At 72.3% G+C, this 26168-nt stretch carries 29 protein-coding genes and 1 tRNA gene; 14 read left to right on the top strand and 16 right to left on the bottom strand.

All coding sequences use genetic code 11. The features are described from left to right. Window positions 1-191: 191 nt before the first annotated feature. Window positions 192-386, bottom strand: a complete 195-nt coding sequence (locus B056_RS0123185; RefSeq protein WP_018504245.1) for a hypothetical protein — start codon at window positions 384-386, stop codon at window positions 192-194. Between the two features lie 467 nt (window positions 387-853). Here B056_RS0123185 and B056_RS0123180 point away from each other — a divergent pair, with 467 nt between their 5' ends. The 7 genes from B056_RS0123180 to B056_RS0123150 all read left to right on the top strand — a co-directional run bounded on the left by B056_RS0123180 (window position 854) and on the right by B056_RS0123150 (window position 6465). Continuing rightward, window positions 854-2356, top strand: a complete 1503-nt coding sequence (locus tag B056_RS0123180; RefSeq protein WP_020572652.1) for a nicotinate phosphoribosyltransferase — start codon at window positions 854-856, stop codon at window positions 2354-2356. A gap of 138 nt (window positions 2357-2494) precedes the next feature. After that, window positions 2495-3241: an NUDIX hydrolase gene (locus tag B056_RS0123175; protein ID WP_018504243.1), complete on the top strand. Its 747-nt coding sequence runs from the start codon at window positions 2495-2497 to the stop codon at window positions 3239-3241. 127 nt (window positions 3242-3368) lie between these two features. Further along, on the top strand, window positions 3369-3659 hold the full coding sequence (gene clpS, locus B056_RS0123170; RefSeq protein ID WP_026240045.1) for an ATP-dependent Clp protease adapter ClpS: 291 nt from the start codon (window positions 3369-3371) through the stop codon (window positions 3657-3659). A gap of 127 nt (window positions 3660-3786) precedes the next feature. Beyond that, window positions 3787-4320 (top strand): DUF2017 domain-containing protein, encoded by a 534-nt coding sequence (locus tag B056_RS0123165; RefSeq protein ID WP_018504241.1) that lies wholly within the window; start codon window positions 3787-3789, stop codon window positions 4318-4320. Between the two features lie 147 nt (window positions 4321-4467). Beyond that, the gene (locus B056_RS0123160; protein ID WP_026240044.1) at window positions 4468-4872 is read left to right on the top strand and encodes a Mov34/MPN/PAD-1 family protein; all 405 of its coding nucleotides are present in this window, start codon (window positions 4468-4470) and stop codon (window positions 4870-4872) included. 245 nt (window positions 4873-5117) lie between these two features. Then, window positions 5118-5495, top strand: a complete 378-nt coding sequence (locus B056_RS0123155) for a MoaD/ThiS family protein (protein WP_020572651.1) — start codon at window positions 5118-5120, stop codon at window positions 5493-5495. A gap of 22 nt (window positions 5496-5517) precedes the next feature. Further along, complete coding sequence (locus B056_RS0123150; RefSeq protein WP_018504238.1) at window positions 5518-6465, top strand: PLP-dependent cysteine synthase family protein; 948 nt, start codon at window positions 5518-5520, stop codon at window positions 6463-6465. A gap of 60 nt (window positions 6466-6525) precedes the next feature. Here the strand turns inward: B056_RS0123150 and rdgB are convergent, their stop codons facing one another. From rdgB to murI, 4 genes are all read right to left on the bottom strand, one after another. After that, window positions 6526-7155: an RdgB/HAM1 family non-canonical purine NTP pyrophosphatase gene (rdgB, locus tag B056_RS0123145; protein WP_154677197.1), complete on the bottom strand. Its 630-nt coding sequence runs from the start codon at window positions 7153-7155 to the stop codon at window positions 6526-6528. A 5-nt stretch (window positions 7156-7160) separates the two neighbouring features. Further along, window positions 7161-7940, bottom strand: a complete 780-nt coding sequence (rph, locus tag B056_RS0123140) for a ribonuclease PH (RefSeq protein ID WP_026240043.1) — start codon at window positions 7938-7940, stop codon at window positions 7161-7163. 99 nt (window positions 7941-8039) lie between these two features. Then, window positions 8040-8786 carry an MBL fold metallo-hydrolase gene (locus tag B056_RS0123135; RefSeq protein WP_018504235.1) on the bottom strand — a complete coding sequence of 249 codons (747 nt, stop codon included), beginning with the start codon at window positions 8784-8786 and terminating at the stop codon, window positions 8040-8042. Beyond that, window positions 8783-9613: a glutamate racemase gene (gene murI / locus B056_RS0123130; RefSeq protein WP_018504234.1), complete on the bottom strand. Its 831-nt coding sequence runs from the start codon at window positions 9611-9613 to the stop codon at window positions 8783-8785. Before murI ends, B056_RS0123135 begins: the two co-directional genes overlap by 4 nt. An 848-nt stretch (window positions 9614-10461) precedes the next feature. Here murI and B056_RS0123125 point away from each other — a divergent pair. Continuing rightward, the gene (locus B056_RS0123125) at window positions 10462-10971 is read left to right on the top strand and encodes a hypothetical protein (RefSeq protein WP_026240042.1); all 510 of its coding nucleotides are present in this window, start codon (window positions 10462-10464) and stop codon (window positions 10969-10971) included. Between the two features lie 61 nt (window positions 10972-11032). Here B056_RS0123125 and B056_RS0123120 read toward each other — a convergent pair whose 3' ends face one another. Continuing rightward, on the bottom strand, window positions 11033-12274 hold the full coding sequence (locus B056_RS0123120) for a hypothetical protein (RefSeq protein ID WP_018504232.1): 1242 nt from the start codon (window positions 12272-12274) through the stop codon (window positions 11033-11035). A gap of 212 nt (window positions 12275-12486) precedes the next feature. Further along, window positions 12487-13341, bottom strand: coding sequence for a TIGR03619 family F420-dependent LLM class oxidoreductase (locus B056_RS0123115; protein ID WP_018504231.1), 855 nt, complete (start codon window positions 13339-13341; stop codon window positions 12487-12489). A 96-nt stretch (window positions 13342-13437) separates the two neighbouring features. Here B056_RS0123115 and B056_RS0123110 point away from each other — a divergent pair, with 96 nt between their 5' ends. After that, entirely contained in the window at window positions 13438-14343 is a 906-nt protein-coding gene (locus tag B056_RS0123110) for a nucleotidyltransferase domain-containing protein (protein ID WP_018504230.1), read from the top strand. 97 nt (window positions 14344-14440) lie between these two features. Continuing rightward, window positions 14441-15052, top strand: coding sequence for a response regulator (locus B056_RS0123105; RefSeq protein WP_026240041.1), 612 nt, complete (start codon window positions 14441-14443; stop codon window positions 15050-15052). A 19-nt stretch (window positions 15053-15071) separates the two neighbouring features. On the opposite strand, the gene B056_RS0123100 is transcribed toward B056_RS0123105, so the two are convergent. Continuing rightward, the gene (locus B056_RS0123100) at window positions 15072-15344 is read right to left on the bottom strand and encodes a hypothetical protein (RefSeq protein ID WP_018504228.1); all 273 of its coding nucleotides are present in this window, start codon (window positions 15342-15344) and stop codon (window positions 15072-15074) included. A gap of 626 nt (window positions 15345-15970) precedes the next feature. On the opposite strand from B056_RS0123100, the gene B056_RS0123095 reads away from it, so the two are divergent. Beyond that, window positions 15971-16522, top strand: a complete 552-nt coding sequence (locus B056_RS0123095; protein WP_026240040.1) for an AMIN-like domain-containing (lipo)protein — start codon at window positions 15971-15973, stop codon at window positions 16520-16522. Between the two features lie 299 nt (window positions 16523-16821). Here B056_RS0123095 and B056_RS0123090 read toward each other — a convergent pair whose 3' ends face one another. Together B056_RS0123090 and B056_RS0123085 are read right to left on the bottom strand one after the other, a co-directional pair. Beyond that, window positions 16822-18651, bottom strand: coding sequence for an NACHT domain-containing protein (locus B056_RS0123090; protein ID WP_063826655.1), 1830 nt, complete (start codon window positions 18649-18651; stop codon window positions 16822-16824). A 245-nt stretch (window positions 18652-18896) separates the two neighbouring features. After that, window positions 18897-18977 (bottom strand) — tRNA-Leu (locus B056_RS0123085). Between the two features lie 452 nt (window positions 18978-19429). Here B056_RS0123085 and B056_RS0123080 point away from each other — a divergent pair. After that, window positions 19430-19807, top strand: coding sequence for a hypothetical protein (locus tag B056_RS0123080; RefSeq protein ID WP_020572650.1), 378 nt, complete (start codon window positions 19430-19432; stop codon window positions 19805-19807). A gap of 64 nt (window positions 19808-19871) precedes the next feature. Here B056_RS0123080 and bcp read toward each other — a convergent pair whose 3' ends face one another. The 5 genes from bcp to B056_RS0123055 form a co-directional block, all read right to left on the bottom strand. Further along, on the bottom strand, window positions 19872-20366 hold the full coding sequence (gene bcp / locus B056_RS0123075; protein WP_018504224.1) for a thioredoxin-dependent thiol peroxidase: 495 nt from the start codon (window positions 20364-20366) through the stop codon (window positions 19872-19874). 183 nt (window positions 20367-20549) lie between these two features. After that, window positions 20550-21266: a DsbA family protein gene (locus tag B056_RS0123070; protein ID WP_018504223.1), complete on the bottom strand. Its 717-nt coding sequence runs from the start codon at window positions 21264-21266 to the stop codon at window positions 20550-20552. 118 nt (window positions 21267-21384) lie between these two features. Beyond that, complete coding sequence (locus tag B056_RS0123065) at window positions 21385-22041, bottom strand: DoxX family protein (protein WP_018504222.1); 657 nt, start codon at window positions 22039-22041, stop codon at window positions 21385-21387. After that, window positions 22038-22769, bottom strand: coding sequence for an SCO family protein (locus B056_RS0123060; protein WP_230203138.1), 732 nt, complete (start codon window positions 22767-22769; stop codon window positions 22038-22040). The genes B056_RS0123065 and B056_RS0123060 overlap by 4 nt, the downstream gene beginning before the upstream one ends. Window positions 22770-23109: 340 nt before the next feature. Beyond that, on the bottom strand, window positions 23110-23940 hold the full coding sequence (locus B056_RS0123055; RefSeq protein WP_018504220.1) for a hypothetical protein: 831 nt from the start codon (window positions 23938-23940) through the stop codon (window positions 23110-23112). Between the two features lie 409 nt (window positions 23941-24349). Here B056_RS0123055 and B056_RS0123050 point away from each other — a divergent pair, with 409 nt between their 5' ends. Together B056_RS0123050 and B056_RS0123045 are read left to right on the top strand one after the other, a co-directional pair. Beyond that, window positions 24350-24775 carry a DUF3618 domain-containing protein gene (locus B056_RS0123050; protein ID WP_018504219.1) on the top strand — a complete coding sequence of 142 codons (426 nt, stop codon included), beginning with the start codon at window positions 24350-24352 and terminating at the stop codon, window positions 24773-24775. An 8-nt stretch (window positions 24776-24783) separates the two neighbouring features. Next, window positions 24784-25407 (top strand): histidine phosphatase family protein, encoded by a 624-nt coding sequence (locus B056_RS0123045; protein ID WP_026240037.1) that lies wholly within the window; start codon window positions 24784-24786, stop codon window positions 25405-25407. A gap of 467 nt (window positions 25408-25874) precedes the next feature. On the opposite strand, the gene B056_RS0123040 is transcribed toward B056_RS0123045, so the two are convergent. Further along, a partial coding sequence (locus B056_RS0123040) for a transposase (protein WP_018504217.1) occupies window positions 25875-26168 on the bottom strand: 294 nt, incomplete at its 5' end.

Raw genomic sequence — 26168 nt, 5'->3', positions numbered from 1 at the left:
AACTGTGTCTATTAGCCGAGTTTTATAGCTGACCGCGACGTCGCCTGTACTTGCTGTCAATGACTCGCGGACACGGCGAACTCGTAGCGCGACGTCGCGCCGCCGCGGCGGGCGTCCGCCGGGAAATCCTGGGGGAGCACATCTTGGCCACCGGGGGCACTTCCTGCCGCCCCCGAAGTGCTCCTCGGCGATCACCGGTTCGGGATCCCGTCCGCCAGATCAAGGAAGACGACCACGACGATCAACGCAAAGACCCAGCGCAGCAGGCCCATTCGCCCCCATACGTCGCGGAGCAGGCCGCGCCCCGCGCGCCCGCCGATCACCAGAAGCGCGAGTAGCGCGCCGCCGACGACAACGAGGAAAACCCCGGCATAGCTACGATCCACGCCCAGGACGATCTCATGGTCGAGGGGTTCTCGGGACAGTAACGGGGTGGGTACTCGCGATGTCGCGCGTAACGGGTCGATTCGGTGTCCCGGCGCCGATCACGGCGACCCTGCTCGGGCGTTCTTGGTAACGCTGAGTAAGTAGGCTACGTGACGTGAAACACATAGCCTCTTGGGTGTTCGGGGCCGCTGTCAGGCATACCCACCTGCCCGGCGGGGTACATAGGGCCCCGCGCTCGGCGGCCCGGGTCAGCCGCCCGGCGGCGGACGGGCGTCCGCCCGGCCGCACCGCACCGCCGTTCGCCCGGTCACGTACCTGAGGACTACCCCACCCCGGCGGGGTGGACCACCCCGCCGGGCCCTTCGGACCACCCCGTGGTCACCCCGAGGGCTACTCCGTCCCCACCCCAAGGCCTTGCGCGGGTTCCGGCCCGTCACCTGCCGCCACCCACGCGGGTTCAGCCGATGTGGTGCGCCGGAAGCCAGTCGTCCCTACCCTGTTCCGGATGTCCACGGCGCTTCTGACCGATCACTACGAGTTGACCATGCTGCGGGCGGCTCTGCGTTCCGGCGCGGCCGAACGCAGCGCGGTCTTCGAGGTCTTCACCCGGTCCCTGCCCGCCGGCCGTCGCTTCGGAGTCATGGCCGGAACCGGGCGCCTGCTCGCCGCGCTCGCCGACTTCCGGTTCGGCCCGGCCGAGATCGACCACCTGTCCGCGACCGGCGTCGTGGATCCCGACACGGCCGACTGGCTGGCCTCCTACCGGTTCCGCGGCGACGTCGACGGGTTCGCCGAGGGCGAGCCCTTCCTGCCCGACACCCCCGTCCTGGTGGTGGAGGGCACGTTCGCCGAGTGCGTGCTGCTGGAGACCCTCGTCCTGTCGGTGCTCAACCACGACAGCGCCGTCGCCGCCGCCGGCAGCCGCATGGTCGCCGCCGCCGGCGACCGGCCGTGCATAGAGATGGGCGGCCGGCGCACCCACGAGCAGGCCGCGGTCGCCGCCGCGCGGGCGGCCTACCTCGTCGGCTTCGCCGCGACGTCCAACCTGGAGGCGGCGCGCCGCTACGGGGTGCCCAGCGCCGGCACGAGCGCGCACGCCTTCACCCTCGCGCACGACAGCGAGGCGGCGGCGTTCGCCGCCCAGGTCGCGGCGCTCGGCGCCGACACGACCCTGCTGGTGGACACCTACGACATCCCGACCGGGATCGCCAACGCCGTGGCGGCGGCGGGCGGTGGGCTGGGGGCGATCCGCATCGACAGCGGGGACCTCGCCGGCGGTGCCCGGGCGGCCCGTGCCCAGCTTGACCAGCTCGGCGCCGAGACGACCCGGATCATCGTCACCGGCGACCTCGACGAGCACTCGATCGCCCGCCTGGCCGCGGCCCCCGTCGACGGTTACGGCGTGGGCACCAGCCTGGTGACCGGGTCGGGCGCCCCCACCGCCGGCTTCGTCTACAAGCTGGTCGAGGTCGACGGCGGTCCGGTCGTCAAGACCTCCGTGGGCAAGCGCGGCCGCGGCGGGCGCAAGGACGTCGTGCGCCGCCTGGGCCCGAACGGACTGGCCGTCGCCGACCTGGTCATCCCCAGAGCACCCCTGGACAGCGCACCCCTCGACAGCGCGCCCCGCGGCCGGGCCGTCGGGCCGAGCGGGGCGTTGCCAGCCGGCGTCCCCGGCGGGGCCGGACCGGCCGGGCCGGGGCTGGCCGGGTCGGCGTCGAGCGGGCCGGGACTGGACGGGGCGGCGCTGGACGGGGCCGCCGGGCGCCGGGACCGCCGCCTCCTCGTCCCGCTGATGCGCGGCGGCCAGCTCGTCGCGGACACCCTCGTCGGGGCGGCCGGAACCGCCCGGGCCCGGGAACACCACCGGCTCGCCCTGGAGACCCTGCCGGCCGGCGCGCGCGCGGTCTCCTTCGGACGTCCCTGCCTGCCGGTCGTGGTGGCGGCGGCGCGGCCACGGGCCTCCCACTGACCGGGTACGGCCAGGACTCCCCGTCGGGTACGGCCAGTACTTCCCGACCGGGCGCGGCCGGGGCGCCGGCGGACCGGTCCGCCGGCGCCCCGTGGGGGTGCCGGCACGGGTGCCGGGGCGGACGGCCAGACTTGACCGGTGGCCTCCGTCTCGTCGGCGAACGCGACGCCCGGCGCCGCTGACGGCGACCAGGCCCGGATACCGGCCGTCGCCGTCAGCGTCGACGTCGTCCTGCTGACCCTGCGCGCCGGCCGGCTGTGCGTTCTCGTCATCCAGCGGGACAGCGAGCCCTTCCGCGGGTGCTGGGCGCTGCCCGGCGGCTTCGTCGGACCGGACGAGGACCTCGACTCCTCCGCGTTGCGCCAGCTCGCCGAGGAGACGGGGGTGACCACCGCCGGTCACCTCGAGCAGCTGCGTACCTACGGCTGCCCGACCCGGGACCCGCGGACCAGGGTCGTCAGCGTCGCCTACCTGGCCCTGCTGCCGAACCTCCCGCAGCCCACCGCCGGCGGGGACGGGCCGCAGGCCCGCTGGTGGCCGGTCGAGGATCTGGGCTCCGCGGACGGTCCGACCCTGGCCTTCGACCATCCGCGGATCGTCTCGGACGGAGTCGAGCGGGCACGGGGCAAACTCGAGTACACGTCGCTGGCGGCCGCGTTCTGCGAGGAGCCGTTCACCCTGGCTGACCTGCGCCGGGTCTACGAGGCGGCGTGGGGCGTGGTGCTGGACCCGCCCAACTTCCGGCGCAAGGTGCTCTCCACCCCGGGCTTCGTCGTAGCGGTCGGCCAGCGGGCCTCCCCGCGCGGCGGCGGCCGCCCGGCCGAGCTCTACCGCCTCGGCTCCGCGACCGCCCTGCACCCCCCACTGCTGCGCCGCTCGGTCTGACGGCCCGCCCCGGCCGGGGACGACGGTGCCCGTCGCCCCGGAGATCACAGCGGTGTCCGTTGTCACCGTGCGCGACGCGGGGCCCGTCCCCGTGAAGTCCCGATCGGGAGGCGTAACAATAGACGTCGTGTCCGTCACTGCCGTGTCTCCGGTTGACGTCGAGGATGTCGAGGAGTCCCTCGAAGACGATCGCCCCTGGGTGACCATCGTCTGGAACGACCCGATCAACCTCATGTCCTACGTGACATACGTCTTCCGCAAGCTCTTCGGGTACAGCGAGCGCAAGGCGACCACGCTCATGCTCGACGTCCATCACAAGGGGCGGGCGACGGTCGCGTCCGGCACCCGGGAGGAGATGGAGGCCGCCGCGGAGCGGCTGCACACCTATGGCCTGTGGGCCACCATCGCCCAGGACTGAGCCACGCGGCACGAGCGGGAGCGCGCGGCCGGGCACCACACAGGACCGGGAACCACGCATGACCGGGCACCACGGATGATCGGGAACGACGGTTGATCGGGAACAGGATGATCGGGAGCGGAGGCGCGTGAACGGGTTCCGGCGCACCAGGGCCGGGATCGAGCTGCGGCTGCCCCGGCTCGAGTCGTCCCTGCTCACCGAGCTGTTGGGCCAGGTGGACACGTTGCTCGAGGCCCCGCCGGTCGACGATCCGCTGGAGGCGCTCGTCGGCCTGCGTGACACCGCCCCGCCGCCCCCCGAGGATCCCGCGGTGGCGCGGCTGCTGCCCGACCCCTACCCGGACGACCCGCTGGCCTCCGGTGACTACCGGCGCCGGCGCACCGACGAGGCACTGGCCCGCAAGCGCGACGCGGCCCGGCGCGTCCTGGCGGCCGTCCCGGAGCCCGGAGCCGTCCTGGTGCTCGACGAGGAGGCGGCCCAGGACTGGCTGACCGTCCTCAACGATCTCAGGCTGGTGCTGGGCACGCGGCTCGGCCTCACCGACGACGAGTCGACCGCCGAGCTGGAGAGCCTCCCGCCGGAGGACCCGCGCCGGCCGATCGCCGCCGTCTACGCCTTCCTGACCGAGCTGCTCGACGAGCTCACCCGGACCCTGCTCTAGCCCGGCCCCGGGGCGGGGGCGGATCGGTGCGTCCGGTCCCGAAGTGGGGCGTTTCTCCGGCGTCCTTACCTGGTGCGGGCCGGCCGTGGCCGGGTCTGTGTTCACATGGACGCCCGATCCGGCCCGTTCGCGTCGTACGGTTGTCGCGTGCTGCGCATCGACCGAACCCACTACGAGGCGATCGTCGCCCATGCCCGCCGCGACCATCCCGACGAGGCGTGCGGCGTCATCGCCGGGCCCGAGGGCTCGGACCGGCCGGAGCGGCACATCCCGATGGTCAACGCCGCGCGCTCACCGACCTTCTACGAGTTCGACGCCGCCGAGCAGATCAAGGTGTGGAACGAGATGTTCGACCGCGACGAGGATCCGGTCGTGATCTACCACTCCCACACCGCCACGGAGGCGTACCCGTCGCGCACCGACGTCTCCATCGCGGGGTACCCCGAGGCGCACTACGTCCTGGCCTCGACGCGGGATCCCGAGACGATCGAGTTCCGGTCGTTCCGGATCGTGGACGGTGAGGTCACCGAAGAACCCGTGGAAATCCTCTGACGCCCCCGTGACGTTCTCCTGGAGTGACGGGGGATGCGCGCGGAGCGGGCTGCCTGCCAGCATGGGCACCCGGCCACGCCGGCCCGCGAGCCGTCCCGCAGCACTCACGACGCAGTACCCGTGACGCAGCACCCACGATGTTGCAGTACCCACGATGTGCAACACCCAGGACGCAGTACCACCGCCGCCCAGGCCGGGCGGCGTGCCGCGGCGGACCCGCCGGCGGCACCCGAGGAAGGAGCACCATGGCAGTCCAGGTCCGTGTGCCGACGATCCTGCGCAGCTACACGGGAGGCGCCAAGCTGGTCGAGGGCACGGGCGACACGCTCGCGGCGCTCTTCCACGACCTCGACTCCCGGCACCCCGGGCTGCGCGGGCGGCTGATCTCCGGCGAGGGTGACGGCGAGCTCCACCGTTTCGTCAACATCTACGTCAACGACGAGGACGTCCGCTTCCTGGGCAGCCTCGACACCAAGCTCAGCGACGGCGACAAGGTCACGATTCTCCCCGCCGTCGCCGGTGGCTCCGCCGCGGCCGGTTCGGTCGGCTCGGCCACCGAGGATCTGGCCGGCGGGTGCGCTCGGGTGCCGATCTCGTCCCGCATGGCCACCCGGCTCCTCTGAACAGGGCGGCAGGTCCCTACTCATGCGTTACGACTCCCTGGTGGACTCGGTAGGCCGTACCCCGCTGGTCGGACTACCCCGGTTGTCTCCCTCTGCGGAGGTCCGACTCTGGGCGAAGCTGGAACAGGACAACCCCACCGGTTCGATCAAGGACCGGGCGGCACTGTGGATGATCGCGGACGGGGAGAAGCGCGGCCTGCTCACCCCGGGCGCGACCGTCCTCGAGCCCACCTCTGGCAACACCGGGATCTCGCTGGCGATGGTCTGCAGCCAGAAGGGGTACCGGCTGATCTGCGTGATGCCGGAGAACACCTCGGTGGAGCGCCGCCAGCTGCTCCAGATGTGGGGGGCCGAGATCGTCTCGTCCCCGGCGGCCGGCGGCTCGAACGAGGCGGTCGCGGTGGCCAAGCGGCTCGCGGCGGAGAACCCGGACTGGGTGATGCTCTACCAGTACGGCAACCCGGCGAACGCGCAGGCGCACTACGAGACGACCGGCCCGGAGATCCTGGCGGACCTGCCGGGCATCACCCACTTCGTGGCGGGGCTCGGCACCACCGGGACGCTGATGGGTACCGGTCGCTACCTGCGGGAGCACAAGCCCGACGTCGTGATCGTCGCGGCCGAGCCGCGCTACGGCGAACTCGTCTACGGGCTGCGCAACATCGACGAGGGCTTCGTCCCGGAGCTCTACGACCCCTCGGTGCTGACCTCGCGGTACTCGGTCGGTCCCCGGGACGCGGTGCGCCGCACCCGCGAGCTCGTCCAGCAGGAGGGGATCTTCGCCGGGATCTCGACGGGGGCGATCCTGCACGCCGCCCTCGCCCAGGCCGACCGTGCGGTGCGGGAGGGGCGGGCGGCCGACATCGCCTTCATCGTCTGTGACGGCGGCTGGAAGTACCTGTCGACCGGCGCCTACGCCGGCACGCTCGCCGAGGCCGAGGCCGCGCTGGAGGGGCAGCTCTGGGCCTGAGCGCCGTACGTGGAGCCGCGGGGCCCCGGGCCGCCCGGGGCCCCGCGGTCGCCCAGCGCCTCAGCGCGCGGGCGGCGCCATCGTCCCGATGAACGCGGCGAGGCTGCGTAGCGCCCGGCCCCGGTGGCTGATCAGGTCCTTCTCGTCCGCGGTGAGCTCGGCGTTGGTCCGGGTCGAGCCCTCCGCGACGAACAACGGGTCGTAGCCGAAGCCCCCCGTACCCTGTGCCTTGGTGAGCAGCCGCCCCCGCAGGGTGCCGTAGACGACGTGCTCGACGCCGTCCGGGGTGACCAGCGCCGCGGCGCACACGAACGCCGCGCCGCGCCGCTCCTCGCCGACGTCGTCGAGCTGGGCCAGCAGCAGGGCGTTGTTGGCGGCGTCCCGGTCGGCCCGGCTCCCGCCGCGCAGGCCCGCCCAGCGCGCCGAGCGCACCCCGGGCATCCCGGCGAGCTCGTCCACGGTGAGCCCGGAGTCGTCGGCGATCGCCGCGAGACCCGTCTCAGCCACGGCGGCGCGTGCCTTGATCAGGGCGTTCTCGGCGAAGGTCGTACCGGTCTCGGGCACCTCGGGGCCGTCGGGCAGCGCGACGACGTCGACGTCCAGCCCGGTCGCGGTGAGGATGCGACGCAGCTCGACCAGTTTCGCCTCGTTGCGGCTGGCCAGCACGACCTGGCGCGGTGCCGCGCCCACCGAGGTCACCGCGACCCCGCGCCCGTGCCCTTGCCGGCGCCGGCGCCGGCGCGGGCCGGGGCGGGCGGACCGGCGGCGGGCGGGGTGGCCAGCGCGGCGTTCTGGAGCTCGGTGAGGCGGGTGCAGCCGGCCACGGCGAGGTCGAGCAGCTCGTCGAGCGTCGACCGCTCGAACGGGATGCCCTCGGCCGTCCCCTGGACCTCGACGAAGCCACCCGCGCCGGTGCGGACCACGTTCATGTCCGTGTCGGCGGTCGAGTCCTCGGTGTAGGCGAGGTCCAGCATCGGTACCCCGCCGACCACGCCGACGCTGACCGCGCAGACACTGGTGACGATCGCCGCGGGACGTCCCAGCCACCGGCAGGCGTCGGCGAGCGCCACGTAGGCACCGGTGATCGCGGCCGTGCGGGTGCCGCCGTCGGCGAGCAGCACGTCGCAGTCGATGGCGATCGTGTTCTCACCGAGGGCCTTCAGGTCGATCGCGGCCCGCAGGCTGCGCCCGATCAGTCGGGAGATCTCATGGGTCCGCCCGCCGATCCGCCCGCGGACGGACTCCCGGTCGTTGCGGGTGTGCGTGGCCCGCGGCAGCATCGAGTACTCGGCCGTCACCCAGCCCAGGCCGCTGCCCTTGCGCCACCGGGGCACCCCCTCGGTGACGGAGGCGGCGCACAGCACCCTGGTCCGGCCGGCGGAGATCAGCGCGGACCCCTCCGCGTGCTCCTGCCAGCCCCGCTCGATCGTCACGTCCCGGAGCTGGTCCGTGGTTCTGCCATCGACTCTGATCACGGGAGGAGACCCTATCGGCGCAGGCCGGCCCAGGTTACGGCGGACGGCCCGCGAGCACGTTCGGACCCGCCCGGACCTGCTCGGACCTGCTCGGACGGGTCAGATCTCGTAGGAGGTGCCGGTGCTCGCGAGCGTCAGATCGCCGTCGAACGCGCCTGCGGCCTCGGCGTGGGTGCGTTCCACGTCGCCCCAGGGCACGAGATGGGTGAGCACCAGCCGCCCGACACCGGCGCGGGTCGCGTGCTCGCCGGCGTCCTTTCCCGTCAGGTGCAGGTCGGGCGGGTTGTCCTCGCCGTCGAGGAACGACGCTTCGCACAGGAACAGGTCGCTGTCGCGGGCCAGCCGGACGAGCCGGTCGCACACACCGGTGTCGCCGGAGTAGGTGAGCGTCTTCCCGCCGGCCGCCACCCGCACCCCGTACGCCTCGATCGGGTGCGCGACCCGGGCCAGGTCGATGGCGAACGGCCCGACGTGCAGCCGGCCGGGGCCGATCGTGCGGAAGTCGTAGATGTCGGCGAGGGAGTCGTCCGGCCAGCGCTCGAACGCGCCGCACAGCCGCTCCTGGGTGTTGATCGGCCCGTACACCGGGAGCTTGGGCGGCATCCCCTCCGGGTGGTAGCGCCGCGCGTAGGACGTCGCGACCAGGTCGAGGCAGTGGTCGCCGTGCAGGTGGCTCAGCAGCACCGCGTCGACGTCCCGGAGGTCGCAGTGCCGTTGCAGCTCACCCATGGAGCCGTTGCCGGCGTCCAGGACGAGCCGGAAGCCCTCGTCCTCGATCAGGTAGGACGAGCAGGCCGAGGTCGGGCCCGGGTAGGTGCCGGAACAGCCCAGGATCGTCAGTTTCATCGTCCCACCGCCTGAGCCTGCCGGGGCGCCGTCGCCGGCGCGATGTTCACCGCCGTGATCTCGGGGCCCAGGAAACGGCGGCCCACCCGCGCGAACGCGGCGGGATCACCGGTGGTGCGGAAGCTGTGCGCCGGGGGTGGCAGGTCGGGGTCGCGGAAGAGACCGTCACGGGCGAGCACCCGGTAGGTGTCCTTGGCCGTCTCCTCGGCGCTGCTCACGAGTGTGACGCCCTCTCCCATGACGAGACCGATGACGCCGGTCAACAGTGGATAGTGGGTGCATCCGAGAATCACTGTGTCCACATCGGCTTCCTGCAACGGTGCCAGATACGCCTCGGTCAGTCCCAGCAGCTGCCGGCCGGACGTGATGCCGCGCTCGACGAAGTCGACGAAGGCCGGGCAGGCCACGCTGACCAGCTCGGTGCCCGCGGCCGCCGCGAAGGCGTCCTCGTAGGCCCGACTGGTGATCGTGGCGACCGTTCCGATGACTCCCACTCGACCACTCCGTGTTGCCGCGACGGCACGGCGGGTCGCGGGCACGATGACCTCGACCACCGGTACGTCGTAGCGTTCCCGGGCATCGCGCAGGCATGCCGCGCTGGCGGAATTACATGCGATGACGAGAAGCTTCACACCCGCGGCGACGAGTTCGTCCAGGGCGGCGAGGGCGTACCGGCGCACCTCGGCGATCGGCCGCGGTCCGTAAGGGGCATGCGCGGTGTCGCCGATGTAAAGCAGCGACTCTCCCGGCAACTGATCCAGGATCGCGCGCGCGACGGTGAGACCACCGACTCCACTGTCGAACACCCCGATGGGCGCGCCGCTCATGAGCGATGAGACTAAGCCGGAAACCTGCTGCTCACCCTGTGGCTGTCATCACGAAACCGATGTCCGATCCCGGACAGACGACTCGTCCCGGACATGCACGTCGCCGTTGGGCGACCTTCGCGTCCGCCGGCATCTCGCCGAGCCGGGCCTGTTGGGACGGCCGGGCCGCGGGCCGCGCCGCCGGCCCGTGCCGGCGCTGTGCCGGCCCGGTGGTGCCTCACCGGACAGCGTAAGGACGAACCGTTCGACGTGTCATCGTGACCGATCTCTCCCGGTCGGCAGCCCTCCGACGCCGGGCCCCTCCCAAGGGTCGCCCGGAGCGTCCAGGTGGGTACGCCATACAGGGACAGGGGCAGCAAACGGGGTGTAGGCTAAAACTGCCTGTAATCGATCAGTGACTAAAAGCTATCGAGCAGGTAGGTTGAGGACGCGACTGAGGTGTCCGGGTCGTTCCAATCCGTCCCCGGCCCGTGACACCCCAGTCGCATCCTCGATCATGCCCCGGTACCCCGGGAGTGGCGGTCGGCTCCGCGGCGGCTCCGGGCCGGGCCCGCGCCGGGCGCGGTGGCGGCCCGGGGGCCGGCCCTGGCCCCGGGTGGTCACTGACCTGCGCGTCGGGCCCGACAGGCCCGGGGCGCGACAGTCGGTCGGCCTGGAGTGCGACCGGCCGGTCGGCCCGGCGGTGGGATGCCCGATCGGCCCGGTGCGGGCGGCCGGTCGGCCCACCGTCCGTAGGCCTGGCGATTTTGGTCCGTATTGCCGCTGACCTGCGACGTCGGCTCTCGGTGGCACTGTCGGCTTGGCGTCGATCCACCCCACCGGCCCCGTCCGGAGCGTAGGAAGGCATCGTGACGCGGTTGAGAGTGGCGGTGGCCGGTGTTTTCGGCATCGCTCTCGGGGGGATGTTGGCGCATGCCGTCCCGATGCCGTCGGCATGGGTGTGGTCGGTCGCAATGATCTTCGTCGTCGTCCTGGGGGTCAACATCACTGCCTGGCTTGTGGTCCCGCGGGTCATCGGGTCCGTCGTCGCGTCCATCCGTCCGCTTCCGGCCGGCTGGGGCGTGTTCGACCACGACCTCGACGCGGAGCGGTCGTCGTCCACGAAGCGGTCGTCCGCGGAGCGGTCGTCGTCCACGGAGTGGTCGGGGTCCTCGGAGTGGCAGTCGGAGGCGTGGTCGTCGAGCTGGGACTACGCCGGCGGGGACGGCCCCGACACGGGCGACGGTGACGGCGCCGACGAGGACTGGCCCGTCGGCCCGCCCGGCAGCGAGCAGGGGCGCCGGCGCGTGCGCGGGCATGACGGCTCCTCGTCGACCGGCGGCACCGGCCTGTACGGCTTCGGCGTGTCCAGTTGGTGAGCCACCAGCCCGGCTGGTGAGACGGTCCCGGCTGTGAGACTGGCCCGGCTCGGCGGCGGAGTCAGCCCAGCAGATGGCGCCGGTGGCGCCAGGCGAGAGCGACGAGGGCGGCGCCGGCGGCCTGCATCGGTTCGTGGTGGACCAGCCGGTCGACGGTCCGCTCGGTGAAGGGAATCCCCGGTGCCCGGCGTTCGGCTCGCGTGTCGGTGTCGGTGTCGGTGCGGGTGTCGGTGCCGTCAGGCCCGGCGGCGTCCAACCGGGCGAGGTTCTCGCCCTCCGCGTTCGTGCTGACGAGGTCGGCGAACAGCTCGTCGAAGGCCGGCGCGTCGAAGACCGCGACAGTCAGAAGATCGGTGGCGAAGGTCAGCGGGTCGACACCGAGCCCGAGCACCGACACCCGCACCGCGCCCGACTGCCGGGCCGCGGCCAACTCCGCCGCGAACGGCCAGCGCCCGTAGTCGATAGGCCGGGTGTCGCTGCCGTACTCCTCGGCCGTGCCCAGCAGCTCCTCGGCGTACTCGCGGGTGATCGACCGCCACAGGCCGAAGTCGTTGCGGATGTTCCACTCCGCCGGCGCGGAAGGCTGGAACACTCCGACCGGAACCACCTGCAGCAGGCCACCGGCATGCCCGACCTTCGCCGGGTCCCGGCGGTGGAGGAGCACAGTGGCCGTCCCAGAGCGGCGGTCACAGCGGACTGTCAGAGTGCTGATGGCCATGCTCGCCGGCCGCCGGTGCAGCTCCCACGGCAGGCCCACCGCCCGCCGCAGCGGAAGGTCACCCCGGCGGCCGGGTGACGTCCCGGCCGAATCCCGCGTGGCGGCCGCGTACTCGTGCGCGCAGGCCTCGCCGACGTCGAGTCCGTCGAAATAGCGGCCGAGCCCGAACCGCAGGGTGCCGCGCGCCCCCGGCAGCGACAGGTCGGCGTCGTACAGCCGGTAGGTGGGAAGATCGACGAACAGCGCCGGCGGGTCCAGCTGGGCCACCGCCGCCGCGTAGCCGCCGTAGCGGCTGCCGTCCGCGCGCAGCGGCCGGACGCCCGCACTCACCGGCTCCCGCCCGGTCATCCCCGCGGGCGGCTCCCGACCCGGGTCAAGATCGATCATCACCGCGTCGATCGGCACCGGTTCGGGCGGGATCCACCCCGGTGCCGCCAGCAGCGGCGTGCCGACGACCCGCGCGGTCGGCGGGTACTCCCGGGCCGCCAGGACGGCCAGCGGGTACCGCCGCCGCTTCAGCTCGCCGCGGACCCGCAGCCACTCCCGTTCCTCCGCCGTCACCCCGCCGGAGGCTTCCTCGGCCATCTGCCTCCCCGTCCCTCACGCCTCGACGTCCCTCACGCCTCGACGTCCCGGCCAGCCGCCCCAGCCCCCGCCCTCGGCCCTCGGCCAGGCCCCGGGGTCCCCGTTCAGGTGTCTCGGCCGAAGTGAGTTGTCCCAGCGGTGTATGGGGAGGCTGCGACAACTCACTTCTCACTTCGCCGCGCGGCCGCCGGCCCCGCGCATCCGTCGCCCGGTCAGTCGGCGGTCTGGAGTGGGGCGAGAACCTCGTCGGCGAATCGTCGCATCCCGTCGATCGCCTCGCGGGAACGGGTCCACGGCCGGACGATCAGGCGGGTGACGCCGGCCTCGGCGTAGGGCGCGACGTCGGACGGACGGCTCACCTCGCCGTTGAACGTGACCTCGACGGGGGTGGTGCGCCCCGCGCGCTCGGCCAGCTCCGCGAGCCGGGCCAGCGAGCCGGGCAGGTCGGCGAACTTGTGGTTCATCGGCATCCAGCCGGTGCCGACGGTCGCGGCGCGGCGCAGCGCCGCCGGCCCGTCCCCACCGATGTGCAGCGCCGGGCCCGGCCGCTGGATCGGCTTCGGCTCGAACGCGACCGCCCCGAAGTCGAAGAACTCGCCGTGGTGCTCGACGACGTCCTCGCTCCACAGCCGCCGGCACACCTCGATGGCCTCGTCCACCCGCGGGCCGCGACGGTCGAAGTCGAGGCCGATCGCCTCCCACTCCGAACGAAGCCAACTGGCGCCGATCCCGAGCGCGAGCCGCCCGCCGGAGAGGACGTCCACGGTCGTCGCCGCCCGCGCCGTCACGAACGGATGCCGCAGGCCGATGTTGTAGACGTTCGTGCCGAGCAGGATCCGCGTCGTCCGCGCCGCCAGGTGGCTGAGAAGCGCCAACGCGTCGAAGATCGGGACGTTGGACGGGACCGGCGGATGATCCGAGCCCTGGTGCGGGCTGCCCGCCGAGGAGATCGGCACGACGAGATGCTCAGGTACCCAGATCGACTCGTACCCGAGCCGATCGGCCTCCTCCGTGACCTCGTTCCATAACCGGGGATTGACCCCGCCGAGGTGCAGTCCGAACTTCATCGGGGCAGACTACGCCCTGTCGGGGCGCAGACGCCCGGACACGGGAAGGCAGGGGAAGCCCGGACCCGGGAAGACCCGGAAAGAAGGCGACGACCTGTGACAAGGGCCGGCAGCCCCCCGGGCCACTGGGAACCCGCGAGCCTGACCGAGACGTCCGCTGTCTTCGCCGCCTTTCCCGCCCCATGGTGGATCGCCGGCGGATACGCGATCGAACTCGCGGTAGGCCACCGGTTCCGCGGGCACTCCGATATCGACGTCGCCGTGCTCCGCCGGGACCACCTGGCCGTCCAGCGGGTTCTGGCCGGGTGGGAATGGTGGGCCGCCGATCCTCCCGGCACACTGCGGCGCTGGGAACCGGGCGAGACGCTGCCGTTCGGCATCCACGACATCTGGTGCCGGCAAACTCCCGATGGGCCGTGGCGGATCCAGGTCATGCTGGAGGAAGCCGCCGGGACGGACTGGGTGTCGCGGCGTGACCCCCGGATCCGCCGTCCGGTCTCCTCGTTCGGGCACGCCGGCCCCACGGGCATCCCCTATGTCGCGCCGGAGGTGCAGCTCCTTTACAAGTCCCAGGCGTCACGCCCGAAAGACGAGACTGACTTCGCCGCCGTGCTTCCGCTGCTGGCGACAGATCGGCGACGCTGGCTCAGTGACGCACTCGCCGCCACCCACCCCTGGCAGCGGCGACTCTCCCCGGCCGCAAGGATGAATCTGATCGTCCTGTACTGCTCCGACCTCCCCGCCTGTCACGGGTTCTACCGAGATCTCGGTCTGGAGTTCAGCCGGGAGCGTCATGGGACCGGCCCCGACCACTACGCCGCCACCTTCGCTGACGGAACTGTTCTCGAGCTCTACCCGGCAGGAACCCGGGGGTCGACGGGACGGGTCCGGATCGGGCTCACGATACGGCGAGCGGACCTGGGCGATCCGCGATTCGCGCCGGGTCGTCATGTGCTCCAGGACCCGGAAGGCCACACGGTCGACGTCCAGGTGGTGGGCTGAGTCGCCATTGCCCGTCTGCGTCGACCTGACCGGGCGCGCGTGTCGGGCGCGTGTCGAACGCGCCGACTCGCCCGACTACCTGTTTTAGAATGCTCCCGTGTCCGTGCCGATTCATGTGCTTGTCGTCGACGACCACGTCCTTTCCCGCCGCGAGATGGAGGCGGCGCTGGACGCCGAGGCCGACATCGAGGTCGTGGGCGGCACGGCGAACAGCCCGGCGGCCGTGACACTCGCCGCCGAATCCCGCCCGGATGTCGCGCTGGTGGGCGTCGAGGCACCCTACGAAGGTGGCATTCGGGCGGTGAGCGTGCTCAAGCGTGCTCTTTGGTCCGTGCGGATCCTGATATTGACGGCGAGTGACGATGAGGACCACCTTTTCGGTGCCGTCAGGGCGGGTGCCATGGGCTACCTGTTGAAACCGCGGTCGATGGACGAGCTCACCGCGTCCGTCCAGTCGGTTCACAACGGGGCGAGCATCATCGGTCCGAGCGTGGCATCGCGGATCATGAGCGAATTCGCCGCCGTGGCACGCTCGGACAAGCCGTCGGTGATCCCAGGCCTTACCGTCCGTGAGTTGGACGTTCTCAGGCTCATGGTCGAGGGGTGCGCGAACCAGGAGATCTCGCGCCGCCTGTTGATCAGCGAGAACACGGTGAAAAACCATGCCAGGAGCATCCTGGAGAAGCTCCAGTTCTCGGCCTGGATGTGAGTGGGCGTCCCTTGCCGGGCTACGAATCATCCGTCAGAAAGCGCCGGAAAACCATCATGGGTCGTCCTGGGCCGTTGTAGTCAGGGACGGGACCGTCGACGGCGAAGCCGAGGCGGCGGCGGAAGCCCGCCAGGCCGTGGTCGTCCTCGACGACCCGGCTTGAACCGTGGAAGTGGTCGAGGAAGAGCCGCGAGAGCGCGGCGCCGCCGGGCCGGCCCCACCAGTCGTCCGCGACCGCCGCGATGGCGTCGTAGTCGTCCGGCCGAGCGACCCGGATCGCGAGGGCGTTCACCCGCCCAGAATCCCACCCGCGCCGCCTCGCCCCCGGACGGCCCCGACCCGCGGGAACGCGCCTGGTCGAAGGGCGCGGGAGGGGGATCCCGGTGCCGGGCTCCGCCAACCACGCGTTCGAAGCGGCGGATACGCGAACGCTGCGGTTCCCGGGACCCGGGCGAGGCGCTGCCATACGGGGTTCACGATATCTGCCGCAGAGTACAGGTGGGGCAATGGTTCGGATCCCTTTAGGCCCCCGGACGTGGACAACGAGTTCGACTGAAGCAGTCGCCGACCACGTGCGCCGACTCCGCGTACGTAAAGCCCCGGTGCGGGTGATCTGGCTGGCGAGAAGCCGGTGGGGTGGCCGCCGAAGGTCGGCAGCGATGGCGCGCCGCCCGGCGCTCGCGCATGCTTGGTCGGCAACGAACGGGGGTGGGCCCATGCCGACATCCATCACCACTCGCCATCCATCCGACTTCCGGCCAGCGAGCTGAAACCGACTTCCTCCGATCCGACCGGCCTTGTCCTCCGCGGATTTCTCGTGGCAATCAGGATCAGCCGGACGGCCCGACAACCCGATCGGCCCGTCCGCACACCAGAGCAGTGTTCTCCGCTCCAGGAAAAAGGAATGGGTGGTGCATCATGAGGATGGCACACGCGATTTCTGGTGCGACAGTCGCACTGGTCCTGGGTCTGCTGTTCGTGGCGGTTCCGGCGCGAGCCGGAGGGCCAACGGTAACTCCGGCCGCACCGGTGTCTCCGGTCACACCGGTCACACCGGTCACGCCGGTCCTGACAGGCATCAGCGCGGCACACGCGGCCAGTGCCCGCGTGGACCTCGTCCGGTTCCACTTCCAGCCGGCCGCCCCCGCCGAGGTCACCGTCCAGTACGTGCCGGCCTCGGAACTGCTACAGGATGGCTCCGGCCTTCCCGTCGCCGTGCGGGGCCGGTCCTTCGTCAAGGTGGTCTTCCGCAACGCGGCGGCCCATGACGAGGAGGGCAGGGCCACGGCTCCGCGCAACCTGTTCCCGGTCCGCGCGACCACCAATGTCGTCCAGGTGCGGTCGGGTGGCGACTTCGAGGGCGTGGTCACATACTTCATCGGCCTGCGCCAGCCCGCCCCCGGACCGCAGGTACAGCCGACGGCGCAGCACACCGGCACCAGCGTGATCGTGGCGATCCCGACCCGATAAACAACCCGGCAGGACGAGGGGTGTGACGGGCTGGCCGCCGGGCCCGGCGGCCGGCCCGGCCACCGGGCCGCGACGTCCGCGCCCGTCGGCCCCGGCCCCGGCCCCGGCCCGGCCGCGGCTTCCGCGGCGCTGTGACCAATCCGTGACCAATCGGCCCGGACGATCGGGAAGGGGGGGGCGGTGGGCGGGCGTCTGACGAGATGAGGGGCGGGGCCTCCGCTCCTGGTCAGGCAGTGCGAGAGGGGGCCTTCATGTCCCATCGCACGCGGTGCGGGGCCGGCGGGGGCATGTGACGCGGCTCAGGGCGGGCCGGCGAGGTAGCGCTGGAGGCTGGCGTGGCGGAACTCCCATACCGCGCCGGCCTGGCGCAGGACGCCGCGGGCGTGGGTGTCTTCGAGGAAGGCGATGAGGCGCAGGGGTTGCTGGCGGCGGGCGGCCAGCCATAGTCGGGCCAGCCCAAGTCGTCCCCATGCTGAAGCGAGCCCCATCGCGAGCACGAACGCGGGCCCGGCCGCGAGTCCGATCGCGAGCATGAACGCGAACATGATCACGGACCCGGCCGCGAGTCCGGTCATGAGTCCGGTCATGAGTCCGGTTATGAGTCCGATCGCGAGGGCGAACGCGAGTCCGAACGCGAGGGCGCTCGTGCGGTCCTGGCTCAGGGTGTACGTGGGATCGACGCTCGATCGTGTGCCCACCGGGGCATCGAGCCCGAGCCCGCCCGCGAGCGCGAACGTGAGGCAGGCCGCGAACCCGGCCACGAGTCCGAACGGGAGTCCGAACATGAGCCCGGCCGTGGGCCAGTCCCTGGGCCCGGTCACAAGCCCGACCACAAGCGCGATCGTGAGTGCGGCCGTGAGCCCGCCCGTGAGCCCGCCCGTGAGGATCCGGTAGGTGCCCGGGGTCGCGTCGGGGATTTCCCACCAGGCGAGGCTGGTGGTGTACATGCGGTGTTCGAGGTGATGGCCGAGGAAGGTCAGGTAGCGGGTGGCCTGCTCGATGGTCCAGCGGGTCGGCTGCCCGGGGTATGGCCGGTAGGCGGCGGGGATGAACCCGGCGAGCAGGTGCTGTTCGACGGCGGCCGCGGTGGGCAGGGCGCACAGGTCGGTGGGACTGGGCAGGCCCCGGCTGGATTCCCAGGGCCGCGGGTTGTAGGCGGTGCTGGCGAGGAAGGCGGTCAGCGGGGTGGTGAGCGCCTGGGCGACGGACGACGTCGGGTCAGCCAGCGCGGTCAGGGTCTGTGCCCATCGGGTTGGGCCGTCGTCGCGGGCGCCGGCCAGCAGATAGCCCCTGATCGCCGTCGAGGTGAGGGGGGTGAGGCGGATGCCGGCGGCGCCGTCGAGGTGGATCGGTCGCCGGTCGGGGTCGGGATGTACGGCTGCGCGGAACTCGTCGGTGCGGCAGCTCAGGACGAGCCCGATGTCGCTGCGGAGTTCGTCGTTGATCGAGGCGAGGGCCTGGTCACTGCCGCCGGCGAGGATCTCGTCCAGGCCGTCGAGGACCGGCAGGATCAGCCCGGCGCGCAGCAGCGCTCCAGCTCGGGTGTCACCGGTAGCCGCGTCGACGGCGGACAGGTGGGGGTACTCACGCAGGATCTGGGCTTCCAGCCAGTCGTACAGGCTTTGCCAGTCGGGGTTCCAGGAGGCCAGCGGGACCAGCAGCGGCACCGGCTCGCCGGCCTGGCGGCGGGCGATCAGATCCAGGACGAACCGCACCAGCAGGACCGTCTTGCCGGCCCCGGGTTCCCCGAGCACGACGAGGCGCCCGCAGGGGCTGCGGTCGTAGGCCGCGAGCAACGCGCCACTACCGGCGAGGTCGCCCGGTCCGCTGTCCGGGGGGTCAGACACCGGTCCGGTTCGTCCACCGGCGGCCTGCTGTTGCAGTTCCGCCCAGGTGTGGACCAGATCGGCGTCGGCGGCCTGCCAGAACACCTCCAGCGGCGGGTGGCCGACGCCGAGACGGGTCGCTTCGGTGTCCCACTGGTCACGGACCAGGTCGGCGAGCCGGTCGGCGGCCTTCTCGATACCCCGGTCTCCGGAGCGGGTGGCGGCCGTGTCGGCCACGGCCGCGCCGCCGGTTGTCCGCCAGATCAGGCGTTGTGCCGCTCTACGTCCCCCGCTGACGCTCATAGCGAGCAATCATCCACACAGCGCCAATATCCACGTGCGGGGGCGCTCCGGAACGTCCCGTCGTCCCGGGCGCGCCGGGCGCTGGCAGAACGGATGCCGGGGCTGTGCCGCGAACTACAGGACCCCGCTGGACACGATCGGACGCCGTCGGACACCGCGAAGCGGTCGACGGACGATCACGCCGGTCGCCTGACCGCCGCGAACAAAGGGAAACCGCCGCCCGGAGCCCCGAGGGCGGAAGGGGGTGCGGAAGGGGGGATTCGAACCCCCACGCCCTAGGGCGGCAGATCCTAAGTCTGCTGCGTCTACCATTCCGCCACTCCCGCGTCCCTCCAGATTAGCGAGTCGCGGGACGGTCCCCGGGACGGGATGGGGGAGCGGGGGTCGGATCCTGCCGCCGGCCTGATGGAGACCAGGGCGGAGGAGGCCAGGACGGAGTGGGCGGGGAGATGGCCGGCTCCGGCTGACTGCCGTGGGGGTCCGGGGCGATGTCTTCGATCACATTCATCGGGGTCGACGTTTGCCTCGTCGCATCTGGGAGGCTTCGTCGGGTTTGGGATGGCGTGGGCTGGACAGGACTGTGACCAGCGCCGATGACCGCTTGGCCCAAGGGAGTAGCGCACGGTGCTGCCACGGAGCACGAGCCGGACCAGGTGTCGTCGACCCAACAGTGCCCCCAGGGGGCGGGTGTCGCCGACGCGACCGACAGGCAGCCCCGTCCGGGTGCAGGGTGTACCTGCGCCGGTGGGCGCCTGGATGCCTCTGGGGGAAGATCTTCATGACGACCATCGCGGACGCCTCGCTGGATCGCCTCGACCAGTCTCCCGCCGCCGTGCGGGAGGAACGGGACCGGGCCCGCCGTCTGATCGACAACGGCCGGGCAACCATGGCGGTCATCGACACCGTCAGCGACACCGGGGTGCGCGTCGACGGGCGCACCGTCGCCGAGGTGCACCTGCTGGTGGAGCGCCCGGGCCAGGAGCCCTACCCGGTCATGCGCCGGGCGGTCGTTCCCGCGGACGAGGCGGGGCCGAGCCCGGTGGGTGACGCCCGGGGCGGTATTTCGAGCCAGCTCCGCCGCCGGGTGCCCGTCCTGGTCGATCCCGCCCGCCCGGACAACGTGCTGCTGCGATGGGACCTGCGGGTCGCGAGCTGAGTGACGTGAGTGACGGGGGAGGACCGGCGATCAGCCGGCGAGAGCCGACTTCAGCCGGCCGACTTCAGCCGGCGAGGCCGATCTCCTTCAGCAGCTTCGCGACGTGGCCGGTGGCGCGCACGTTGTACTGCGCCTTCTCGATCTTGCCCTCGGCGTCGATGACGAACGTCGAGCGGATGACGCCCACGGTCTTCTTGCCGTACATCGTCTTCTCGCCGAAGGCTCCGTAGGCCGTGAGCACGGTCCGCTCCGGGTCGGAGAGCAGCGGGAAGGTCAGGCCCTCGTTGTCCCGGAACCTGACCAGCTTGGCCGGCTTGTCCGGGGAGATCCCGAGGACGTCGACACCCGCGTCGTTGAGCAGCGCGAGGTTGTCGCGGAAGTCGCAGGCCTGCTTCGTGCAGCCGGGCGTGGACGCGGCCGGGTAGAAGTAGACGACGACCTTGCGTCCGCGCAACGACGCCAGCGAAATGTCCTTGCCGTCGGCGTCGGGCAGGGTGAATTCCGGGGCGGGGTTGCCGGGGGAGAGCCGGGCGGCGGTGGCGGTCTCGGTCTCGGTCATGACCGAGAAGCTAGTCGTGGCTCCGGCGGGCCGGCAAACGTGGCAGTGGCATCGCGAGCGAAGCGGGCCCCACGGCCGGCAGGCCACCCGGGAGGCGGACCCTCCAGCAGACCACTGACCCTCCAGCAGACCACTGGCCGGCCAGCCGATCGGCTGGCCGGCCGAGGAGTTCGGAGGTCCCGGTCAGTCCTTGGCCGCCGCGGACACGGCGGCGCGCAGACCGTCGGGGGTCAGCTGGTCGGCGGAGAGCGGCTTGCCGTCGACGAGCACGGTCGGGGTCGAGGTGACGCCGCTGCGGGAGGCGTCCCCGTCGACCTTCGCGACGTAGCCGTCGTACGTGCCGTCCCGCACCGCGTTGACGAAGGCGGCCGAGGTCAGGCCCACCGAGGCGCCCTTCTGGATGAGGGTGTCGGTCTGGTAGCCGCCGGTGTGCTCCTCCGGCTGGTCGGCGAACAGGGCGTCGTGGAACTCCTTGAACCTGCCCTCGTTGGCCGCGGCGGCGCCGGCGTTCGCCGCCCGCTTCGACTCGTCGCCGAGGAACGACATGACATGGTAGTTGATCTTTATGTCGCCCGAGTCGACGAGGTCGCTGATCGTCGAGCCGGTGGTGCTCTCCAGTGCCCCGCAGGCGGGGCACTGGAAGTCCTCGTAGAGATCGAGGGTGACGGGCGCGTTGGCCTGCCCGACGACGATCGCGTTGTCGGGTCCCGTCGCGCTCGCCGGGAGGACGACCGGCTTGGACTCCTCCCGTGAGTTCTGCACGGCGAAGCCGATCACCCCGATCAGGACGATCGCGGCGGCGACGACCGCGCCGATGATGAGCTGCCTGCGCCGTCGTTCCCGGGCGGCCGTCGCCGCGCGGGCCGCCACGACCTTCTCCCGCCGAGCCGCGGCCGTCATGCGTTGCCCCGACCCCGACGGGGTGCCGGGTGTGCCGCCGGCCGCGGTCTTCCCCGGCGGAGTCCCGCCGGGTGGGGTTCTGGCGGCGTTGGTCCTGTCGGCGTCGGTGTCGCCGGAACTACGGCCGGTCGGCGCCGACGTCCGCGCTGTCTTCCTCGTCCGCGATGCCATGGGTGCTCCCGAGAAGGTCGTCCTCGTCGTCGAGGGGCTGTCGTGCGGGTCCGTTCAGGAGCCGGTCGACCGACAGGTAGCCCGCGGGCCACCGTGCCAGCAGCCCGCTGGCCAGCAGCAGCACGCTGTCGCGAACGATCTCCTGGGTGTAGTGGGTGGGTGCCTCGGATGTCAGATCGCCGCCCGAGGAGAAGCAGCCGCAGTCGATGCGCAGGCCGCGGGCGGACGCGGACGCGATCGCCGCGATGTAGACGGCGAACAGCACCGCCGAGATGGCGGCGACCAGCCGGACGGCGAGGCCGACGATCAGCAGCACACCGAGCGCGATCTCCACGAACGGCACGGCGTAGGCGACCGGGTCCACCAGCGCCTCGGGCAGGATCCGGAACGCCCGCACGGACCGCACCATGCCGTCCGGGTCATTGATCTTCAGTGCGCCCGCGGTGAGCCAGACGATCCCGAGGCCCACCCGCAGCACGGTGCCGGCCACGCGGGCGAACCGGCGCGGGCGCGGCGGCCCGGCGTCCCCGCCGACGGCGGACCCTGTGGCGGCGGTGGCCGTTGTGACCGCGGTGGTTCCGGTGGTTCCGGTGGTTCCGGTCATCCGGCGGCGGCCTGGGCCGGCCGGCTGACACCGGCTCGCTGGACGGCGTTCGTGGTGCCGGTCGCCCCGGTCGCCCCGGTCGTCCTCGGGGTCGCGGTCGCCCCGGGTGAAGTGGTCATCCTGGGCGAGCTGGTCACCCCGGGCGTCGCGGTCGCGTCGCGCTGGTCGGTACCGAGGGTCTCGGCTGTGAGCACGGGGAGGTCCGCGACGTAGTCGGCCACCGGGGTGCCGGCCAGGTAGAGCACGCGGGCGCGGGCGTCCCGGCCGAAGGCGATGACCTGGCTGCCGTGGGTGACCAGGACCGATCCGTCCGCCTGGACTTTCGGCGCCTCCAACGGGACGCCGATCGACTCGGCCTCGGCCCGCACGTCCTCGAACGGCCCGCGTACGCCGACGAAGCTCGCGTCGAACTGGTTGAGCCAGCGATCGAGGACCGGGGCGGTGTCACGGTCCGGGTCGGTGCTGACGAACACCACCGAGACCTGGTCCCGCACCGACCGGTCGACCTCGTCCAGGGCCGCGGCGAGGTCGGCCATGGTGGTCGGACAGACGTCCGGGCACATCGTGTAGCCGAAGAAAAGCAGAGTGATCTTCCCTTGCGTTCGGGCGCGAAGGTCGAAAGGGCGCCCGTCGGTATCGGTCAGGTTGAGCGCCGGCTTCGCGAAGCGTTCGGTTGGGACAACGCCGTGTAGGCCCCCGTCGGTTCCGCCGGCGTCGACGATCGTCACCCCGGTACCGTCACCGCCGTTGGAGCACGCGCCGAGTGTCGCGCTGATGGCGACGACGATCCCGATCAACAGTGCGGATGACGGTCGCCTGCGGAGTGTAGTCTTTAGGTGGCTGATAGTGAATGAATTCCTGGTCACGGACACCTGATTCCTGCGAAGATCTGGGTGATACCGGCGCGAACCATGCCGCTGGGGCGGCTGGGTCGGAACGGTCGACGCGCGGGCACCGCCGACGGCGCACCAGTACTCGGGGCCGAGCCCATGACGGATCGCGAACGGATCGCGAACGGATCAGGGCCGGCCCGCGGCATCCGGCACAGGCCGCGTGGCCTGCGCCGTTTCAGCAGTTCGCGACGGCTGGCGGGCCTCGGGAGGGTGTCACCGCCCACGGGCGGTCGAGTACCCGAAGCGTGAGTAGGCGCGGTGCGCGGACGATCCGGCGCGGGAACGGCGCCGGGGAGACGGGAGACCGCGGCGCGGACAGGCAGGACCCGAGTGCCAGGCAGGCCGCCCGCAGCACCTGGCAGCCGCGGCTGGTCCACCAGGAGGCCGCGGCGGCGGCGAGGGTGTGGCCGAGCAGCACCGCCACGCCATGGCCCTGCGGATAAAGGCCGGTCAGCTCGTGGCGGTGGAGGCCGTACCGGGACAGTCGGGCCGCCGCGGCGGCCCAGTCGCCGTTCCCGGTGGTCGGCGGGGCGCCGAGTGGCCGGCCGGCGAGTGCCGCCGCGAGTTGGCCGGGGGAGGCGAGCGTGCCACCGGGCGCGCAGAGCAGGCCGCCGAGTGAGCTGGCACCGGGCGGCCCGGGGCGCCCGGGTCCGGCGAGGAGCACGATGTGCAACCCGGCCTGGATACCGAGCAGCGCGGGGAACGAACGGGGACCACCGACCCGGCGCCATCCGCCCGTGCGCGGGTCCGTGGCGTCAGGCGGGCCGCCCCGTGACCGGGCCGTGCGGGCCGTGCGAATGAGATCACTCGCGGCGCACAGCGCGACGAGGGCGGCCACGGACAGCGCGACGCCGGCGGGCGCGGGTGCCCCGGTGTGCACGGTCGGCAGGTGGGCCAGCAGGGCGAGTGCGACCATGGGCACGGCGAACGCGAGACCTGGGAGCACCGCGGACCGGAGGCGGTGGGCCAGGCCGGTGAACCGCGCCCCGTACCGGCCGACGTGCACGGTTCCAGCGTAGTGCCGGCCCCAGCCCGACCGGACCGGGCCTGACGCCCGTCCGGGTCCGCGCCCAGCCCGCTGGACGTCTGCTCAGGCTGCCGGACGTCTGCCCGGGTTGGCGCATGTCTGTCCGGCCGGCGGCACGTCGTCCCGCGGGAGGGTCGTCCTCCCACGAGGGGGGTCGACCGATAAGGGGCCGACGGGCACAACTCACACGGAACGGTTGGGGCGGCCCGGCCGGAGTGCTGACCAGGTCCGTGAGCGCCGGCGGCGCGGCGCCGGTCATCCGGAACCCGCAGGTCCGCGGAGATGGTCCGCCGTTTCGTCGCGCTGCGGAGGTGCTGGTCTGGCACGATCGAGTCGGGTCGTCAGCCCGCCCCGTCCACCCAGTAAGAGAACCGAGAGGGCGACATCGGTGCCGCAGGATCCGGCCGTCATCCAGCGTCAGATCGAACAGACCCGCGCCGAGCTGGCCGAGACCGTTGACGCGATCGCGGAGATCGTCAGTCCGAAGCGGGTGGCCGAACGAGCGAACGAGCAGGTCCGGGCCAAGGTGGCTGAGCTGCGCGAGCGGTTCGCCCCGGGCGGCGGGGCGCCGTCCGCGCTCGGTTCGGCGCTCACCGGGCGCCGGGCGGTCGAGGCCGGCGTGATCGAAGGCGGCACGCTCGGCGGTGGCCTGCCGGGCCCGGCAGGCCCGGCACCGGGCGCGGACGGCGCGCCGGCGGCCGAGAGCGGCCCGACCCAGGTGGTGCGGACGGTTCGCTGGGAGAGGGTAGCGCTGGTGACCGGGGTGGTCGTGCTGCTCCTGGGGGCGCGCCGGCGCCGGCGCCGGCGGCGGTGACCCCGGCGGTGACCCCGGCGGAGGTTCCGGCCGGCCGGGTCACGCTGATTCGGCACGGCGAGACCGAGTGGAGTCGCACCGGCCGGCACACCGGGCACACCGACATCGCCCTCACCGCCACGGGTGAGCGTCAGGCCGCCGCGCTGCGGGCGGTGCTGGCGGGCCGGCGGTTCGCCCTGGTCGCGACGAGCCCGCGGCGCCGGGCGACGCGTACCGCCGAGATCTCGGGCCTGTGCCCGTCGGGAGCTGAGGGCTGCGTCGTCTGGCCGGAGCTCGCCGAATGGGACTACGGGGACTACGAGGGCGTCACCACGGCGCGGATCCGTGAGGACCAGCCCGGCTGGACGGTCTTCTCCGGCGAGGTGCCGGGCGGGGAGACGGCCGAGGAGGTGGGGCGGCGCGCCGACCTCGTCCTCGGCCGGGTGGTGCCGCTGCTGGCGGACGGGGACGTGGCGTTGGTCGGGCACGGCCACATGCTCCGGGTACTGGTGGCGCGGTGGCTGGGTCTGCCCCCGACGGCCGGGGCACATTTCGTGATCGAGCCGGCGGGAGTCTCCGAGCTCGGGTTCGAGCATGAGAACCGGGTGCTGCGGCAGCTCAACGCCCGCCCCACGCTGTCGGCTCACCCCTGATCGCCAAACCGTCATTTATCGAATGAATTTTCCCAAAGCGTCGGGCGGCCTGCTCGCCGTTTGATTGCCTGCTCGCCCTTCCGGGTCGGAATTCGGCGAGATCGAGCCTGAAACGGCGAGGAAGAAACAAAAGAGCGAGCAGCCGAGCCGGGACGGCGGACGACCGCGAGGACCACCTCACGAAGACCATGGTCACGAAGGTCAGGGCCGCGGAGGCCAGGGTCGAGAAGGTCGGAGTCGAGAAGAGGGAGCGGGCCCGGGACCGGACTGGTCCCGGGCCCGCTCCGCTGCCGGTCAGCGGACCCGGCAGCAGCCGTCGAGGAGTGATGGTCCTCGAGGCGAAGGCTCGGCGGTGGGTGGCTCCGCGGCGGGGTCTCCGCGGGCCCCGGGGCCGCGGCGGGCTTCAGCGGTCGCCGCGGCCGGTCTCAGCGGTCGGTCTCAGTGCCTGTCCTGAATCTTGATGTTGTTTAGCTCTCGGTTGTCTTTCGGGGGGTCCAGCGTGGGACGGGAGCGTGGCGGGCGAGGCGGCGGGCCATGGTGCGGATCATGGCCCAGTGGACGAAGGCCGTGGAGCTGGCCGGGTCGCGTTCGTAGTCACGGGCGAGGCGGCGATGTGCGGTGATCCACGCCAGGGTGCGTTCCACCACCCAGCGTCTCGGGAGTGGCTGGAAGCCTTTCTGGCCTTCCTTCTTCCGGACGATCTCGACGGTGGTCTTCACGACACTGGCGGCCCAGACGACGAACCGGCCGGCGAAACCACC

Origin of the sequence: Parafrankia discariae (assembly GCF_000373365.1) — a bacterium.
GTDB classification, from domain to species: Bacteria; Actinomycetota; Actinomycetes; order Frankiales; family Frankiaceae; genus Parafrankia; species Parafrankia discariae.
The sequence above is the reverse complement of the archived record's forward strand: the minus strand, read 5'-3'. Positions and strand labels throughout refer to the sequence as shown.